The sequence below is a fragment of the Halomonas sp. KM072 genome (assembly GCF_050710315.1).
Classification (GTDB): domain Bacteria; phylum Pseudomonadota; class Gammaproteobacteria; order Pseudomonadales; family Halomonadaceae; genus Vreelandella; species Vreelandella hamiltonii.
Genome location: NZ_CP136132.1, coordinates 3,329,308 through 3,345,699, shown reverse-complemented (window position 1 = coordinate 3,345,699; position 16,392 = coordinate 3,329,308). Strand labels below are relative to the sequence as shown.

At 49.4% G+C, this 16,392-nt stretch carries 15 protein-coding genes and 1 pseudogene; 5 read left to right on the top strand and 11 right to left on the bottom strand.

Features of this window, described 5'->3' with window-relative positions; genetic code table 11:
• Positions 1-534 precede the first annotated feature (534 nt).
• From RVM26_RS15905 to RVM26_RS15890, 4 genes are all read right to left on the bottom strand, one after another.
• Complete coding sequence (locus tag RVM26_RS15905) at positions 535-1,800, bottom strand: hypothetical protein (protein ID WP_490391054.1); 1,266 nt, start codon at positions 1,798-1,800, stop codon at positions 535-537.
• A 196-nt stretch (positions 1,801-1,996) separates the two neighbouring features.
• Positions 1,997-3,079 carry a BsuBI/PstI family type II restriction endonuclease gene (locus RVM26_RS15900; protein WP_490391053.1) on the bottom strand — a complete coding sequence of 361 codons (1,083 nt, stop codon included), beginning with the start codon at positions 3,077-3,079 and terminating at the stop codon, positions 1,997-1,999.
• Positions 3,039-4,868 (bottom strand): HsdM family class I SAM-dependent methyltransferase, encoded by a 1,830-nt coding sequence (locus RVM26_RS15895; RefSeq protein ID WP_490391052.1) that lies wholly within the window; start codon positions 4,866-4,868, stop codon positions 3,039-3,041. Before RVM26_RS15895 ends, RVM26_RS15900 begins: the two co-directional genes overlap by 41 nt.
• Positions 4,865-5,449 (bottom strand): recombinase family protein, encoded by a 585-nt coding sequence (locus RVM26_RS15890; protein ID WP_068811905.1) that lies wholly within the window; start codon positions 5,447-5,449, stop codon positions 4,865-4,867. Before RVM26_RS15890 ends, RVM26_RS15895 begins: the two co-directional genes overlap by 4 nt.
• 319 nt (positions 5,450-5,768) lie before the next feature.
• On the opposite strand from RVM26_RS15890, the gene RVM26_RS15885 reads away from it, so the two are divergent.
• Positions 5,769-7,970: an AAA family ATPase gene (locus tag RVM26_RS15885; protein ID WP_490391051.1), complete on the top strand. Its 2,202-nt coding sequence runs from the start codon at positions 5,769-5,771 to the stop codon at positions 7,968-7,970.
• A 217-nt stretch (positions 7,971-8,187) separates the two neighbouring features.
• Here RVM26_RS15885 and RVM26_RS15880 read toward each other — a convergent pair whose 3' ends face one another.
• The 4 genes from RVM26_RS15880 to RVM26_RS15865 form a co-directional block, all read right to left on the bottom strand.
• Entirely contained in the window at positions 8,188-8,337 is a 150-nt protein-coding gene (locus RVM26_RS15880) for an ATP-binding protein (RefSeq protein ID WP_287805878.1), read from the bottom strand.
• A gap of 75 nt (positions 8,338-8,412) precedes the next feature.
• Positions 8,413-8,748 carry a hypothetical protein gene (locus RVM26_RS15875; protein ID WP_287805872.1) on the bottom strand — a complete coding sequence of 112 codons (336 nt, stop codon included), beginning with the start codon at positions 8,746-8,748 and terminating at the stop codon, positions 8,413-8,415.
• A complete protein-coding gene (locus RVM26_RS15870) occupies positions 8,745-10,091 on the bottom strand; it encodes a PDDEXK-like family protein (protein ID WP_498939635.1) in 1,347 nt (448 codons plus the stop codon). Before RVM26_RS15870 ends, RVM26_RS15875 begins: the two co-directional genes overlap by 4 nt.
• Before the next feature lie 10 nt (positions 10,092-10,101).
• A complete protein-coding gene (locus RVM26_RS15865; protein ID WP_287805875.1) occupies positions 10,102-10,587 on the bottom strand; it encodes a hypothetical protein in 486 nt (161 codons plus the stop codon).
• A 190-nt stretch (positions 10,588-10,777) separates the two neighbouring features.
• Between RVM26_RS15865 and RVM26_RS15860 the strand changes: the two genes are divergently transcribed.
• From RVM26_RS15860 to RVM26_RS15850, 3 genes and pseudogenes are all read left to right on the top strand, one after another.
• A complete protein-coding gene (locus RVM26_RS15860; RefSeq protein WP_498939633.1) occupies positions 10,778-11,923 on the top strand; it encodes a transposase in 1,146 nt (381 codons plus the stop codon).
• 233 nt (positions 11,924-12,156) lie between these two features.
• A pseudogene (locus tag RVM26_RS15855) lies at positions 12,157-12,426 on the top strand (JAB domain-containing protein); the annotation flags it as partial.
• A gap of 282 nt (positions 12,427-12,708) precedes the next feature.
• Positions 12,709-13,962: an IS256 family transposase gene (locus RVM26_RS15850; protein WP_498939527.1), complete on the top strand. Its 1,254-nt coding sequence runs from the start codon at positions 12,709-12,711 to the stop codon at positions 13,960-13,962.
• Positions 13,963-13,996: 34 nt separating this feature from the next.
• Here RVM26_RS15850 and RVM26_RS15845 read toward each other — a convergent pair whose 3' ends face one another.
• From RVM26_RS15845 to RVM26_RS15835, 3 genes are read right to left on the bottom strand one after another with little or no spacing between them, the layout of a single operon-like run.
• Positions 13,997-14,812 carry a hypothetical protein gene (locus RVM26_RS15845; protein WP_218314073.1) on the bottom strand — a complete coding sequence of 272 codons (816 nt, stop codon included), beginning with the start codon at positions 14,810-14,812 and terminating at the stop codon, positions 13,997-13,999.
• Between the two features lie 15 nt (positions 14,813-14,827).
• The gene (locus RVM26_RS15840; RefSeq protein WP_218314074.1) at positions 14,828-15,562 is read right to left on the bottom strand and encodes a HupE/UreJ family protein; all 735 of its coding nucleotides are present in this window, start codon (positions 15,560-15,562) and stop codon (positions 14,828-14,830) included.
• A 55-nt stretch (positions 15,563-15,617) separates the two neighbouring features.
• The gene (locus RVM26_RS15835; protein WP_498939631.1) at positions 15,618-15,983 is read right to left on the bottom strand and encodes a hypothetical protein; all 366 of its coding nucleotides are present in this window, start codon (positions 15,981-15,983) and stop codon (positions 15,618-15,620) included.
• 128 nt (positions 15,984-16,111) lie between these two features.
• Here RVM26_RS15835 and RVM26_RS15830 point away from each other — a divergent pair, with 128 nt between their 5' ends.
• Positions 16,112-16,387, top strand: coding sequence for a metal-sensing transcriptional repressor (locus tag RVM26_RS15830; RefSeq protein WP_081195078.1), 276 nt, complete (start codon positions 16,112-16,114; stop codon positions 16,385-16,387).
• The last annotated feature ends 5 nt before the right edge of the window (positions 16,388-16,392 follow it).

The window sequence follows — 16,392 nt, the reverse complement described above, 5'->3', positions numbered from 1 at the left end:
AGGAGGGGCATTTGCCAACTGCAAGCAGCGGCAACGATGACGATCTAGCGTCAGGGGTTCACGAATGGGGATGAAGTTCATCAGGGGTTCCTCCGAAGGGTTACAGACGGAGGAATGCCCATGGGGGACAGTCCCCCAGAGGGTTGGTTAGATAAAGGCAAGCGCCTTGTTTACATAAACTGCTGTTTTCGGCCAGCTACCATTTACGTCATTAATATTAATAGGTTTTTTGGATCGGTCAAGCCCCAAAAGAAGGTCTCGTAAAAGGCTGTTGTGAGACCCATCTCTCGAAATGCCTGGACTTTCTGATACTGAAGTCGGAATTGGGCCTCACAAAGTCGCTTTTTGAGACTCGCCCTTGGGAAAGTAACAATTTCATCGCTTAAAACCCTAAAACGGGTCTCTAAAAGCAGCTTTACGATTGACGATGATGCAGGAGGAGGAATTTGACTAGAAGAACTTACTTGAGGGAGCAATTTTTGATGGGAATTGCGGAGAATAACTTGATTAACTGCCTGGTGAGAAAGTGCCTACTTAGGCTTTAGCGGCGAATTTCATTTTTACAAGATCCTTTACCTCCTCTCGAAGGCGCGCATTGCCTTCGAGAATTTTCATCTGTTCACTGTCCCACTTTTGGTGCTTCTCTAAATACCCCATCCACGGGGCAGCTCCGCAAGTAGATCGAATGATTCGAGAGTCGTAGTTAAATTGTTCGAGAATTTCGGGGATTGGTTTAGCTACAGCGTCAACGATAATAATTTTCAGACGTTCGTTGAGAACCATGGCATTGGACAACCGGTAATTGACATGCTTATCACCGAAGCCATATCCGATAATAGTAAGTTCATCCACTTCATTCAGCTTACGACTTAAAAGTCCAAGCTTTTCTTCTCCTGATTTTTCATTTGTAGTTAAACTGTATTTACTACCGCCAGTCAGCATAGATTGACAAATAATATCCAACTCCCCGTCGGCATTAGTTATCACTCTATCTCTGCCGGAATGCACTTTTTGACCGTCAATATAATGCGCCATACTCTGAACTTGAATAAAATCGTGCATTAACTCTGGTGAGCCGTTCGACAACGATAGTGATTGGTTACAAAGCATAGATCCATCACGATACTCAAGCTCAGACAACCCACCATGTAGTTTTACAAGGTTTACGCCAAACTCATCTTGGAAAAAACCGCTCGACTCATATAATTTTTCTCTGATGGAATATGTGAGTTTAACTGTCTTTTCAGTATCTTTATTATCTAGAGGAAATGAAATGTTGTGTTCATCTCCATATGTAATAGGAATCTTATAATCCAGTGCCAGACACTCGAAATACATGTCATGATTAAGGGTAAAAACCCAAGTTTCAGAATCCGATAAAAGAGCCCTTAGAGATTTAAAACATGGAGCATTTTTCAGATAAACTTTGGGGTATGAGGTAAGCTGATAAAGATTTAGGATTTCGTGGATTACTGTATAGAAGACTTGGAATATATAGTTAAACGTATCTCTATCAGACTGAGTTATATCATGGCGTTTAGAGTAATTTTGAATAGTTGAAAGTAACTCTTCATAATTTTCCCCTCGGTACTCGACAACCATATCTACAGCCAGAGAAAGAGCTTTTTTGTTGATAGGCCTGTCTTCCCCATAGGGGACTTTAAGCGCTAAATTCTCTACAAAGCGTTTGTTCGCATGTTTATTTGAAAAAACGCTCAAGAATATTTCCGTCAACTCGGACGCAATAGGCATGCCCAAGTCGTACGAAAACCCAGCACCGAGCAGTAGGGCCTTTTTCATTAATCAGTAACCATATAGTAGCTGCTAGCTATTATGATTACTGCGATGAAAAATACGAGTAACCCAATGTTCCAACCGATCAGCATTAACATAAAGAACGCCACACAGAGTTAATACAAACCCTATAAAACCAAGGGCTGTATACATTGTTACTGTTAAATCAATCATATATCCCCCAAATCAAAGTAAGATTTGTTCATGTTAAAGAGAATTCCGATAATGTGTGAGATTCACCATCCTTGAGTTCAATAATGTTAGTAGGCTCTGAACAAAACCAAGCATATGTACCCCACGCCAACTCCGACATAGCTTTCTTGAATGCTGGTGCGGAGCGATCCTGGAAGGCAGTAACAAAGGCTAAATGCTCACGGCTAAATCCCGCTTCCACCGCAATCTCAGTTAATTTCTTTTTACGGACAGAATTTACTGGGCCATCAGAGGCTACGATCTCAATGAATACGAAAAGCATATCGCTGCCATCTGTCTTGGTTCCCAAATCAACCAATATGACATCCGGTAGTGTCTTTGATGGGTCGATCTTCAGTTTCAACCTACTGGCGAGATCAATTCCAACTTTTTCACCGGATTGTGATAACCACAATACAGCAGGATTCTTGAGGAACTTAGGCGCAAAATCCTCGATAACACACTTTCCAATCACACCAGAAGGCCCTGACTCAAGGGTTACCACACCGGCGTTGGGTAACGTAGCTGTGATGGTATCTGAGTTGGCCGCAGCCGCGTTCGCTCCTAACAATCTTATCCGGCTGAGTGCCGCCGGATTGAGGTGTGCTTTCTGCCAGGCAAGAATCGCATCCTCCAACTGCTGGCCGACTAAGCTCTCATCAAAAAGAGCCGCAAATTTTTGAGTCATCGCATATTTTGGTAGTGGCGTAGTGACTGGCAAACCAGCTCTCTCCAAAACCGCCCCCAAAGCGATGAACCCATACCGTATAGTCTCATCCCTGACGGGCTCTCGCGAGTTCGGAGCGTACCAAGTGTTAGCTGGCCGTTCCTTCTTGCTGGAGAGAGCCTGTTCGACCCAAGCGTTGCGCTCCTCGTCCGACAGCAGCACTGCCTGCTCATCCGACATGTCAGTAACTTGGCTCGGACGAATCCAGCGCTCCTGTCCGTCAATCGCTCCTGCATAGAACATTACATAAAGCGTGCGGGCCGCCATTTCGCGGGTAACGTAGTTACGATTTTCTGTCCCATCTGGGAAGATCTGTGGCAATCGCTCAGCGATTACCTCCAGTTTTGGTACTTTCGGCCAGCTCAACTTTGTTCTCTCCATACAGTTTGGCTACACATTTCTCAATCGTGAGTCTATCAGAACCGGCCAAAATGATCTTCTGCAGCTTTGTCAAGCCTTCAATCGTGGGTAGAGGAACCGACATCAGCTCATAGGCAGAGACTGCAACACTACCGCTTATACAGCGATATATGCGGTCGAAGACCTCTGAGTTGAGGAGAGCGTTAATCGTTTCGACAGTCACTTCTCTGATCAGACCGTCGGAGTAAACAATATTCAAATGATTCTCAACTACAACGCCGTTGTTTCGGTCGATAAAGTCTTGGGGGATGACTGCGCCCAAAATCCGACGACTCTGTTCTTTTGATGTAGTTCTCTGGACTAAAACACATGACTCCCGTGTAATAAGGTGTTGTTGGTTGTTCTTCACCTCGATATAGGGGACATGATTCCGTTTCACTGCTGAGAATTTAAAGCCTTGAGCTGTAACTGACTCGGCCCATATCAACGGTAACGAATTTTTCGTCTTTTCTGATTTAAGCTGAGTTTTATGCCGATTCCAAACCAACTTTCCAGTGGATACAACATATCCAAGGTCAGGAAGCCGTGTTTGCATCTTCTTAATACGGTTAAGTAAAGCTGCGTCTTTTGATACCCTGGGAATTAGCCAAGGCCCATCGCCCTTAACAATACCCACTTTACCAATGTGCTCTACTTTAGCTTCATTAAGCCCTTGCGGGACGAGAAGTGATACTTTAGAGGGCCCACGTCGCGCTCCCTTCTTAAAGGTCGTCAGTAATGTTTCCTGGAGCACATCATCAAACACCCCTTCTCGGTTAGAAATGAAGTCGAAAGCTCGTGGTGCCGCTTCAGTAAGTAACAATTCTCGTAGCGCCTTGAAATACTGACCGCCCAGAAATGATGTTGGCGTGAGGTAGGCGATGACTCCATCTTCCTTAGCGGTTCTCAATGCAAGGTCAGTAAACAAGCCATAAAGATTGGCGTGACCGAACAATGAACGTGCGTATTTATCTCTTAAACCTGTATCAAGCGTAACTTTCCCATATGGGGGATTACCAATCACCAAATCAAATTTTGTCGATGACTCATATGCAAGTGCGTCACCAACAGTTATTACGTCTTTTGGTAACCTCTTCCGGGCCTTAATGCACAAATCAATGAGCACCGATTCAAGAAGAACATGCGTCATCCAGGCGGCAAAGGGGTCTATCTCCACCCCCTTCAATCGCTTACCTATCTGCCGAATCTTCCATTCTGCTGATGTGCTTTTCGATTTTTCAAGCATTCGTGTTGCTACAGGTGCTAAGAATGCTCCACCACCACAGGCTGGATCTATTATGGACGCTTTGCTGAAATCAACCCCAGCATCTTCGGATAAATCAAGTAGACGGGAAACTAAAGGAGGCGGCGTATAGTAAGCTCCCAGCTTTGAGCGGAAAGCCACTGGTAACATCGCTGTGTAGATTGAGCCAATCAAAAATCCCGCATCAATATCGGGAAACTGAGCGATTACTCGCCCTGTGCTTTTTGCAACGTCTTCAGCATCTGACGCAACATCAGCGAGAAATGTATCACGGGGAACTGGAAAAATTTTAAGCTTAGAGCCGTGGCGCGAATTAACCTCATTCCAATACGAAGTCACCAGAACGGCGCAATATGATCGAGCTACAGCCAGACGATACTCATCATCGGAGATGGAGCTAGCATACCCCCGTGCCATGCTTTTACAAGCATCATACCTGACAAGGGGATCTTCCGATTCGCTTAAAATATCCTGAAAGTGATACGCATTCATGCCTTCGTACCCTCGCGGTCAGGTTTAACTACCCCGACCCTGTTGTAAATAGTTGTTCTAGAGACTCCAAATCGCTTGGCAATATCAGAGACGGGTATATTTGGATCCTTGAGTAGAGCTTTAATCTCTCGAATGTCTTTCTGTTTCAGCTTTGGTTTACGTCCACCAAGTCGGCCACGTGCCCGCGCGGCCTTCAATCCAGCTCGTGTTCTCTCGCTGATTAGATTTCTCTCAAATTCGGCAAGTGCAGCAAATACGTGAAAAACCAGCTTGCCAGAGGCACTTGTCGTTTCGATCTTTTCTTGAAGACTCTCAAATCCGATTTTCTGTTCTTCCAGGGTCGTCACGAGTTTGACCAAATCACCCAAGCTTCGTCCCAGACGATCCAGCCTCCAAACCACCAACGTGTCGCCTGAACGCAGAGCTTTCAGGCAAGCCTCAAGCTCCGGCCTTTCAGTGTTCTTCCCACTGGCTTTATCTTCATAGATGACCTGGCAGCCCGCTTTCTCCAAAGCATCCCTTTGGAGGTGCAGGTTTTGATCATCCGTTGAAACGCGGGCATAGCCAATACGTTGATTCATGTACAGTTAATTTACATAGAAAAATATACGAGTATTTTAACAGATTGCACACCGAGAATCCATGCGAAATGGCACCTTCTCACGGTGTTCACAAAACGGTGGTTTTATGGACATAGACAGTATTAATTGATAAGTTTCATATTCATAGATATTGCAAATCGAGCTGGTCGCCAGAAAGCAGACTCTCCTGTACTTGCTGCAAGCTCCTAGCTAAGGCAGACTAAGTTATTAAATTAGTAAAAATTTAAGGTAATCCTCTCAGCTCATTACATAGAAAGAGGATTCGCCAAAGCGAATTGTAGGTTCAGGGGAACGGGTTATGGAAAAGCTATCTATTGAGTTGAAAAATTGCTTTGGTATATCGGATTTTAATGAGACGTTCAGCTTTGAAAAATCAAACGCACACTTAATATATGCTCCTAATGGGGTAATGAAAACTTCTTTAGCTAAAACATTTGATTGCCTTAGTGTGGACGGCGGAAAGCCAAAGGAAGTTCTCTATAATCTTGAGCCTGAATGGAGCATCAAGATCGATGACCAAGAAATACTGCCAGATGAGATATTGGTAGTTAAGCCCTTTGATGCAGAGTTTGACTCAGACAATTTATCTACATTGCTTGTTAATAGCGAGCAAAAAGCCACTTATGATTCCATCTATAAAGAAATATTAAGCGCACGAAATCAACTCTCAAAAGGATTGAACAAGTTATCAAGAGTCCCCCAAGACAAAGTAGAACAGCAATTAATTGACGATTTCGAAGTTGATAATATTTTTGAAGCGATTGAAGCCGTCCAAAATTTTGATCAAGGAAACTCAGAACTTTCAAAAATTCCATATTCAAAGATATTCGACCCGAAAGTTATTGAGTTGCTAAATGATGAATCTATTCGCGATAATATAGATGAATACAGCACTCGTTATAATGAACTCGTCGATAAATCTCCTTTATTTTCTAGGGGTAAATTCAACCCAATAAATGCCGCGTCAGTTTCGAAGTCTCTTAAGAAAGAGAAGTTCTTCAATGCCGAGCATAAACTTTTGATGAAGGGGAATGATGAACCTATATGTGATCAGAAGAGTCTCGATGAGCTGCTAAAAAAAGAAAGTGAGTCTATTCTTGGCGACGGTCAACTACAAACCATATCAAATAAAATAATTTCTGGCGTCGCACCAGTTAAAGCATTTCAAGAGATCATTGAGAGTAGCCCATCAGTAACCGCGTATTTAGGAGACCTAGCGCACCTTAAGAAATTGCTCTGGTCGTCTTATTATGCGACTGACAAGTCAGGATTTGACAGCTTACTTAGCTTATTCCAAAGCAAAAAATCAGAGCTTGCAGAAATAGAAAGGCAGGCAAGCTTAGAAAACACATTGTGGCACGAATCAAAAGAAGTTTTTAAAAGGCGCTTTTACGTTCCCTTTGGAGTCGATATTGAAGATCATAAAAATGTAATTCTAGGAACATCAGCACCAAACATGGTTTTCACCTTTCCAAGGGAAAATGGTGAACCGGTTAGATTCGACAGAGGTCAACTAGATTCTCTTGATTGTCTCTCACTAGGTGAGCGGAGAGCTATGTACTTGCTTTATGTGATTTTCGAGTTCAAAGCAAGATTAAAATCAGGTCAAAGGTCAGTAATCATTATTGATGATATTGCAGATTCGTTTGATTATAAAAATAAGTATGCGATTGTCGAGTATCTGAGGGAGATGGCCGGAGAAGACCTGTTTAGATTAATTATACTGACGCATAACTTTGATTTTTACAGGACAGTTCAAGGACGAGTCCTCGATACAGCTCAATGGGATAACTCTTTCATAGCTCAAAAGAGCGAGGGGAAAATTTTACTTCTTAAAGGGGGAAGTAAGGATGTATCCAGCCCATTTGATCTCTGGAAAAAGAGTTACGATTCAAATGCCGAAATGTTCATTTCAATGATACCCTTTGTAAGAAATCTTATCGAGTACCGAGATGGATTTTCACCAGATTACAAAAAGCTAACATCAATGCTTCATATTAAAGACAATGATGATGAGCCTGATTATAAAACACGATCATTAAAAGTAGAGGATTTAGAAAATATCATTGCCAAAGTCGTACAAGGAAGAGATGTTGGCCAAAACTTCGATAAAGATGAGCCGGTCCTAGATCTTATTTACAGAACTGCTGACGATTTAGCAAACGCTCCAATTCCTACAGACACAATAGCTTTAGAGCGTAAAATAGCGCTTTCCATAGCTATACGCCTAAAAGCAGAGGAGTTTATGTGGAATCACGTGAACGATAAAACTCCCATCAAGGGTTCACAAACCGGGCGGTTGTTCAATAGAATTGTGAACGAACAGTCAGGCAACGGTGATTTTGAGCAAGTAGAGAGGGTGCTATCTCAGGTAACATTAATGACACCTGAAAATATTCACCTTAATTCGTTTATGTACGAGCCCCTAATTGATTTAGCCATGGACCATCTAATTACCCTATTCAGAGATGTTAAAGCGCTCACGTTCCCTGGTGCATAAGGCTGGGTACTGTGAGTCCTGGATCTTACGAATTTTGATCCATGTTTACTCCTTAAGTGATACAACCTATTGTTTTATAACGATATTGCACATTCTGCATCGGGAAGTGAAACGGTGCGTATTCCGGCGAACGTGACCACCCGTTGCGGCAATAGCCCCGATAGTGACCGATTTGCTCACTCCTCTCTCGCTGGCTCTGGTTTTGTAAGCTAACCGGTCACGATAGGTCAACTTCTACCGCTTGCGGGGCGGCTTTTTTGCACATCGATTTTCCTCTGAGTATCAGGCGGTGGGTGCTGTGTAGTAGCCGGTCCAGGATGGCATCGGCCAGCGGCGCGGCGCCGATGTAGTCGTGCCAGTGCTCAATGGGCAGTTGGCTGGGTCATTACATATCGGAGCAGGCTTGCGTAGATGCCGGCACTAATGACACGTCAGTACAGGCTTACGCATTCCGTAACTCTTCAAACTTACTCCGAGGCAGCCACTCAATTGCCAGATCACGGCCGCAAACTTTTACAACGCCCTGGCTAGCGTTCGGTTTATCGTGTTCGGCGCGATACACCAGCAAGGTGTCCAGCAGCTCCATCAAATGCATTTTGAAGCCGGAATCCTTCAATGAATCGTGATCAGCCTCCTCGAATCGCCAACGAGCATGATCGAGACGGTTATCATCGGAATCACTCAGAAAAAAGACTTCCCCTTCTGCTCGATTATCTGCCAGGTACTGTTCCGCCAGTTGGTTGAGTCGGGTTTGATCGAAGTTAGCGTCGTAGCTCATATCTCGTTTCCTTCTGATACGGTCGTGCCGTCAGCACAACCCAAGATTGTTAAAAGTTGGTTCAGAATTCGTCGTTGTGGGCTGTTAGAAAAGTCAGCAAGGTGAATAATACCCTGATACTCAAGGGGTTCGGCGTATGTCATAACCCGAGGAAATATCTTGCTTTTCAGTGCAGCAGGCTCTGAAAGCTTCAGAGTCGGCATCAGGCCCTCTATAGAGCGATCAGCATGCTCTGTCAGCAGGCAGCCCACATGGAGCATCTTGGAGCCGTAAAACAGCATAAGAACCGCCTGTTTGGCCCATGGCCCGGTCTCCAGTCGATAGAAAGCGCCACGGTTACGCGTCCCATTACCCGCTCGGAAAAAATTAAATCTAGGCGCGTACAAGAGGCCGGAAGCATCTTTTTGAAAAGCGGTATGGACGAAGGGCCTCAGCAACTCTACGTTTTCCGGCCCAATCCTGGTCATGTCACCTTTACTGACAAACGGCTCGAATAGCTCTTCGAGATTGCTTGTTAATGCTTGTTCAAGCCAGCTCGCGTGTATAGTCGGTAATTCTCTGACCAACTGGATTGCCTGCTCGTGGTGTCGCTTTCCCTCGGCAATGCCCTCTTCGAGAATGTCTTTTAGCGTTTTCACCTTGCTCACATACTCCTTCGTTGCCCGTTCTACCACTGCCTGATAATCCCGCAACGCCCAAGCGATGTGAGATTGCCGGTCGACAGCGTTGACGCATGACTCAAGCCAAGTATGAATACTGTCTTGTTGGGTATTTTTCCGGTAACTGAGATTTTGATAGTGAGCGACCGGTTGGCTGCTGGTGTTGAGCAAACGGGATGTCCGGTGACAAACCGTTAACCCACCCAAACCAAAGGCAGAGGGGGCCTGTCGATTTTTAGTCAGGTAAATAAACAGCGTCTCGTCTGCCTGTGCCGGATCCGTGGCATTAATCACCTCAAGGTAACGCGCAACCTGTCGGGGCTGGTCCTGCGCATTGAGTTTGTTTTCGACAACGATCTGACGTTTACCATCAGTTATCCACAGGTCAATCTGATCTCCCTGGCCATCCGGACAATGTTCTTTCAGCACGGTTACACATGTCGGATCCAGCCAGCCCTGTCGTCCGATAGCCTCCAGGAAGAGTTCAAGAAATCGCGTTCCCTGATAATGCTTCCCCTTCGGATTCAGCAGAGCATAGATAAACCGGGTATGAAGCCGGACTTCATCATTGACGGACAGAACCGAGCTGAGCAAATTGAAGTCATTCAATCCCTTTCGTTTTTGTTCTGCTTGTTCCTCGTCAAACGCTTCCAGCGCAGCGAAGAGTTCTTCCCATGATTCCATTTCGCCTGCCTTATCCCGTCTCAACGCTGGTTTTGACCTGGTTATACACAGCCCGCATCAGGTACTGAGAAGCGATGTTGCGGAAAGACGTATCGTTCATCAGGCGTATGAAAATGTCTTCGTTGCCGTCCATGCGCTCTACAAACAAGTTCTCAAGCTGCTTGTTAAATACCGGTTCGAAGTTCTCTAGGCTGTTAGCCATGACGGCCTGGCGTAGCTGTTCGTTGGCAACGGCGGTTTCCTTCACCTGATCGAAGAACAGCTGATCCGCCGGGGTAAATTCAGTACCAAATCGCTCATTGAGCTTGTCGACCAGTGTCGATAACTGCACCTCTTCCTCTGCCTGGCCGGTGCCGACCTCTGTCGGGCCATACAAGGCTTCCGGCTCGCCTACTTTCAGGTCGATGGCGCCTTCACTGATTTTCTGGAGCCGGTAGTATTTCAGCTCTACCTCGTCATCAACCTGCACCGTGCGCGTATCGGTGGTAACTGTCAAGGTATCTGTCGCCCTGTTTGATTTTTATGCAGCTATTTTCTCTACCTCCCTAACTACTCGGCGCTCTGGGTTTAGCGATACTAATCCCGGCTTATTCATGAGGCAGGCCTGAAAACGAAGATAGCGGATGGTATTCTCTATAAAAATCAGTGCATTCCGCTAAGAATCTGATTCAAGAGGACCATCCGCTATGGGTGAAAGCATATCTCCCTGGATTCCGACCTGCAACGGATCTATACGCGTTGAGCTCGACGGCCAACGCACCACCAGCGACAGCGGCGTGATCGAGGTGCTGGAGGATAACTTGGTCGATAGACTCAACCCACTACGTATCCGTCACTCCCTGGCCAGTCAGCTGCGAACGCTGGTGCTGCAGCGTGCGATGGGCTGGATCGATCTCAGCGATACCGACACGCTGCGCCGTGACCCGCTTTGGCAGTTGGCCTGCAGCGATGCACGCGGCATGACGCCATTGGCTCAAGATCGGCCCTCTCAAGCCACATTATCGCGGCTGCTGGCGTGTCTCGGGCGTAGCGACAACACCGATGCCGTACACGAAGGCCTGCTGCGGGAGGGCAATGCCGGCCCAGCCGAGGATGCCGACACCTGGATCCCGCATCTAGTACGGCGACTCAACGAGAGCACCGGTGCCCAGGTGCGAGTGCGCATCGACGCTGGCTTCACTGACAATGCGACATTGGAGGCCTTGGAAGAGCGCGACATCGAGTACCTGGGTCGGCTGCGTAGCCATACAGGTCTGCAGAAGCTGGCAGCGCCCTATCTCAAGCGACCGAGTGGCCGACCACCTGAGCAGCCTCGTGAATGGTGCCACGATCTGGAGTATCAAGCGGGCTCCTGGTCGGCACCGCGTCGCGTGGTGCTGGTGGTGCAGGAACGCCCCGATGACCTGCTGCTGCATGCCTTCTTCCTGGTCACCAACCTCGGCAAGTTCGACTGGCCGCCGGAGAAGGTTCTGGCGCTCTACCGTAAGCGCGGCAGTGCCGAGGCGCACATGGGCGAGGTGAAATCAGCACTCGACGTGCATCTCTCCTCGACCGACCGCGGCGCTTCCACCGTTCAAGAGGTGATGGCCCGCAACGAAGTGAGCCTGCTACTGAGTCTCTACGCCTACCAGGTCTTGCATGGACTGCGCTGCCTCCTGGAGCGGCAAACCCACCAGGGCTGGAGCCTGAGCCGGATGCGCGAGCAAGTCCTCAAGATCGCGTCCACTATCTCGCTACACGCCCGGCGCATCACTGTTCACCTTGGCGATGCCGCTGACAAATGGTGGCCCACCTTGCTTAAGGGGCTACCGAAGCTGACCGCACTGAGCTGATACACGGTTGATATCACAACCGATCCAAGCGCAAGGCGGCCATCACGATGGCTGGCGATCACGGCTGCCCTGATGGCCGGAATCGATTACTGAAGGTTATATAGCAACAAAGAAACCGTACTGTTTGGGTATATATCGGCAGGTATTCACACCGCAAATACGGCTGCTGGGAGTCGGTGCCAGCAACCTGGGGCTTCGCGATGCTCAATCAGCATACTCATGAATAAGGCGGGGTTATCCGTTTCGAGGAGCTTTTTCGGGGCACCATCGACACCGCCAGCGTTTATCCGCGGGAAGTGCTCAAAGCCGCGCTGGCCTACAACGCCGCTGCCGTCATTTTGGTTCATAACCATCCCAGTGGTGACCCGGAACCCAGCGATTCAGATAGGCGAATCACAGAGCGCCTGAAGGAAGCCTTGGAGCTAATGGATATCAAGGTGATTGATCACGTAGTGGTGGCGAGCGAAGGGTGCCAGTCATTTGCGGAGTTGGGGTATTTGTAGTGATACGGGAGGTAAAGCAAGAGCTGCCCAATGTGGTAGCTCTCAAAAAAGCTTCTTTTTTTGGCTGAAACAGATGCTATTGGTATCAAGGCTCTTGAGTATAAAGTGCGTTAATTGTTTAACGATGTATGACAGTCATGAAGCCCCTAGCACTCTAGAGAGCACTAGGGGCTAGTCCGTTAAGAGTTAAGCTCAAGTCTGGTGTATGGGAGGAGATAGGAAGGGTGGCGTATCCTGTTGATTGATCACGACCAAGATCTCAACCAACAGAGTGGATACGCCATGACCGATTCTACCCTCCGGGCTCTTTCACAACCAGAACCCCAGGTCGCTGACCCGCTGCACGAGCTGCTGCGCCAAGGCGCCCGTGACTTGATTGCCAAGGCTGTCGAGGCCGAACTGGCTACCTTCTTGGCGCAGTATGCCGATCATCGGCTCGACGATGGCCGCCAGGCCGTGGTCCGCAACGGGTACCTGCCCGAGCGTACGGTCCAGACTGGCATCGGGGATGTCAGCGTGCAGGTGCCCAAGGTGCGAGACCGCAGCGGTGGAGGCGCTCGCTTTAATAGCAGCCTGCTGCCCCCCTACCTGAAGCGGGCCCGCAGCATCGAGGAGCTGATCCCCTGGCTCTACCTGAAGGGAATCTCCACCGGCGACTACCAGGAAGCCCTGGCGGCGCTGCTGGGCGACCAGGCCAAGGGGCTGTCAGCCAACACGGTGTCGCGGCTCAAGAAGCAGTGGGAAGACGAGCATGCCGAGTGGCGGCAGCGAGACCTGGTCGACCAGCGCTACGTCTACTGGTGGGCCGACGGAATCTACAGCAACGTGCGCATGGATGACCGCCTGTGCCTGTTGGTGATCATCGGCGTCACCGAGCAGGGTCGCAAGGAACTGGTCGTCGTCGAAGATGGCCAGCGTGAGTCAGAAGCCAGCTGGAAAGAGCTGCTCACGGGGCTGCGTGGGCGCGGGCTGACCACCGCCCCCAAGCTCGCGGTCGGCGACGGCGCCATGGGCTTCTGGGCGGCCTTGAGCAAGGTTTACCCAGAGACCGACCATCAGCGCTGCTGGGTACATAAGACTGCCAACATACTGAATAAGCTGCCAAAATCGGTGCAGCTCAAGGTCAAGGCCGACCTTCACGAGATCTGGATGGCCGAGACCCGCGATGAGGCACACAAGGCCTTCGATCGCACCGTGAAACGCTTCGAGGCCAAGTACCCCAGAGCCATGGAGTGCCTGGCCAAGGATCGGGAGGAGTTGCTGGCGTTCTACGACTACCCGGCAGAGCACTGGGTGCATATCCGCACCACCAACCCGATCGAGTCGACCTTCGCCACGGTCCGCCTGAGGACCAAGCGGAGCCGGAACTGCGGCTCCCGAGCGACGACCCTGGCGATGGTCTTCAAGCTGCTCCAGAGCGCCGAGAAGCGCTGGAAGCGCATCAAGGGGTTCAGCAAGCTGGAACTGGTCGTGAACAACGTCCGGTTTCAGGATGGAGAGCAGGTAACCGATCAGTCAGACAGGACTGTCGCCTGACCGCCATCCACCAGATTTGACTATAACTCGTCCGTTAAAGGGCCTTCACTAACTCGCCATAATCTCCGTCCACGCGCAAGACAATGGTCACATCGTTGTCATTGCGGTTACGGAAGAACCAGCCATGATTGCCAGTGAAAGCGGCTTCTAGCTCCCCCTCATCCTCGGGTACGCCACGTCCTTTCTCGTAGCTGATGGAATTTCCATTGCCATCACCGTGCGTATCAAAGTTGACAGGGCCACCTTCTGATGCCCAAGCAAAGGTAGCAACCGCCCCTTCTTGCATGGTGAGTTTGTACTCCGTGCCTTGCCCTGGCGTCAGGGTAAAGCTCACCTCATCACGCCATGGGGACGCTTCTTCCGCTTGTGTCGCCTGGGAAGCGGCTTCCTCGGAAGCCAATGCCTCCGCTAGCGCGACGCTGGCGTCGGTCATCATCCTTTCAGATTCAGCGGGCGAAGGTGCGACTGGATCACTCGCTGGGGCTGAATTGGCTGTTTGGGGAGCCATCTCTGCCTGTGACGTGGCGGTCTGAGAACCAGCATCGCTTGCCGTCGCAGGCTGGCTATCGCTACTCGCCTCTTGAGATGCCGAGGGTTGAGACGCCTGTTGGGCCATGGCTTGATCGTTGGCCTGGTCAAGCTCGGCTTCCTCAGCCAACTGGGTCTTGATTTCCCCCATCTCAGTCAGCCCCAACAAGCGCCCAGCACCGGTGGGGTCAATGGCATACTCGGCAGGCAGCACGACGGTGATCAGCAAAGCGACGGCAATAACGGCGGCCATCAGCGTAGAGCGAAGTAACTTACCCGTTGACGGTAGTTCGGCACGGGTTGGAAGGTCAGTGTTATACATTAGGGACTCCATCAATTAGGCAATGAAATAGCCGGTCAGTTGATAACCCACCAGCATAAAACCAGCACACATCATGGCGACGTTGGCGGTATACGCGTGGCGTAAGAAGCCGGTCGTGCGTCGCCAGAAGCCCATCACAATGAGAATGGCGCTCAATGCCAGTAGCTGGCCGATCTCTACGCCTACGTTGAATGCCAGGAGGTTAGGGACGAGACCATCAGGCGAGATATCGTATTCAATGATCTTGCTCGACAGGCCAAAGCCGTGAAACAGACCGAACACCAAGGTGGCGACCTTGGTGTTGGGCTGAAAGCCGAACCAGCGCTGATACGCCCCGATGTTATCGAGCGCCTTGTAGACAACGGAGAGTCCGATGATGGCGTCAATTAGGTAGCTATTGATGCCGATATTGAAGTACACCCCTAACAGCATCGTCGTCGAGTGACCGATGGCAAAGAGGCTGACGTAAATGGCGATATGCTGCATTCGGTAGAGGAAAAAGATGACCCCTAGCAAAAACAGGATGTGGTCATACCCCGTTACCATGTGCTTGGCACCGAGATACATAAACGAGATCAAATGAACACCATAGATCTCTTGGATATAGCCCTTGTCACCCTCAGCCACCGCGTGAGCAAGCGCTTCGCCACTGGCTCCCAGTAGCATTAACAGCAGGGTTAGAAAGGCTAAGGCGTGGCGTCGGGCCATCATAGGCAAGCCGAGCGCACCCCTTACTTGGGATGGAAACATGTAACCTCCACGGGTCTGACATTAGTATTGGCCACCCGAAGGATGGCCCCAGTTATCAAGCGACAACTGGCCGTGGTGGTCGCTCCAATCGGTAGGCGCGACGCAGGGGTAAACCGCGCCGTTCGCCTAGCCGCAGGGCATGACGGACGTTCGGAGCGATGACAAGGCCCGCCCCCAAGCGATCCGCTTGTTCGTGGAAGTGACTGCCGCTCTCATGAGAGAGATGTCGACCGTCATCGTGCTTATGCCCATGGGCATGCCCATGGCCCTTCTGCACACTCTCTTGGTGAGATGACTCAACGCCAATCATGCTCATTGCGCCATGCGCACTCGCTTCGCCCACACTGGAAAGCACCAGGCTAGGCAAAAACAGCAGCAGTAGGCTCAGATAGCCAAGGCGGTGGCGCAGCCGATGGAGCATTTAAATCAACCAGGACAAAAATTGACGATAAAAAAGGTAAATAACAGTTTACTTACGCGGTAGCGCCGCATAGCGGCAATAGATTACCATCCCCTCCAGGGGGATAGGAATAGAATAAGGGAAAGAAAATGACAATACATACTCACCAGTCACATCCTGACATCATCAAGCGCTTGAACCGGGCTCGGGGGCACCTTTCGAGCGTGACGCAGATGATAGAGGATGGTCGCCACTGTCTGGACATTGCCCAGCAGCTCCATGCGGTTGAGAAGGCTATTCAACAGGCCAAACGTGCCTTGGTTTTAGATCATATCGATCACTGCCTAGAGGATGCCTTGGGCTCTCAGGATCAAACGCAGCGGGAGCGGGCTGAAGAGTTCAAGGCCATTGCCCGCTACCTGTAAATGCA

Coding starts and splice junctions, on each gene's coding strand:
- RVM26_RS15890 (WP_068811905.1), bottom strand. CDS start 5,449: ATGAATCAACGTATTGGCTATGCCCGCGTTTCAACGGATGATCAAAAC.
- RVM26_RS15895 (WP_490391052.1), bottom strand. CDS start 4,868: ATGAATGCGTATCACTTTCAGGATATTTTAAGCGAATCGGAAGATCCC.
- RVM26_RS15875 (WP_287805872.1), bottom strand. CDS start 8,748: ATGAGCTACGACGCTAACTTCGATCAAACCCGACTCAACCAACTGGCG.
- RVM26_RS15840 (WP_218314074.1), bottom strand. CDS start 15,562: ATGTTTCCATCCCAAGTAAGGGGTGCGCTCGGCTTGCCTATGATGGCC.
- RVM26_RS15860 (WP_498939633.1), top strand. CDS start 10,778: ATGGGTGAAAGCATATCTCCCTGGATTCCGACCTGCAACGGATCTATA.
- RVM26_RS15835 (WP_498939631.1), bottom strand. CDS start 15,983: ATGCTCCATCGGCTGCGCCACCGCCTTGGCTATCTGAGCCTACTGCTG.
- RVM26_RS15845 (WP_218314073.1), bottom strand. CDS start 14,812: ATGTATAACACTGACCTTCCAACCCGTGCCGAACTACCGTCAACGGGT.
- RVM26_RS15905 (WP_490391054.1), bottom strand. CDS start 1,800: ATGAAAAAGGCCCTACTGCTCGGTGCTGGGTTTTCGTACGACTTGGGC.
- RVM26_RS15870 (WP_498939635.1), bottom strand. CDS start 10,091: ATGGAATCATGGGAAGAACTCTTCGCTGCGCTGGAAGCGTTTGACGAG.
- RVM26_RS15830 (WP_081195078.1), top strand. CDS start 16,112: ATGACAATACATACTCACCAGTCACATCCTGACATCATCAAGCGCTTG.
- RVM26_RS15885 (WP_490391051.1), top strand. CDS start 5,769: ATGGAAAAGCTATCTATTGAGTTGAAAAATTGCTTTGGTATATCGGAT.
- RVM26_RS15850 (WP_498939527.1), top strand. CDS start 12,709: ATGACCGATTCTACCCTCCGGGCTCTTTCACAACCAGAACCCCAGGTC.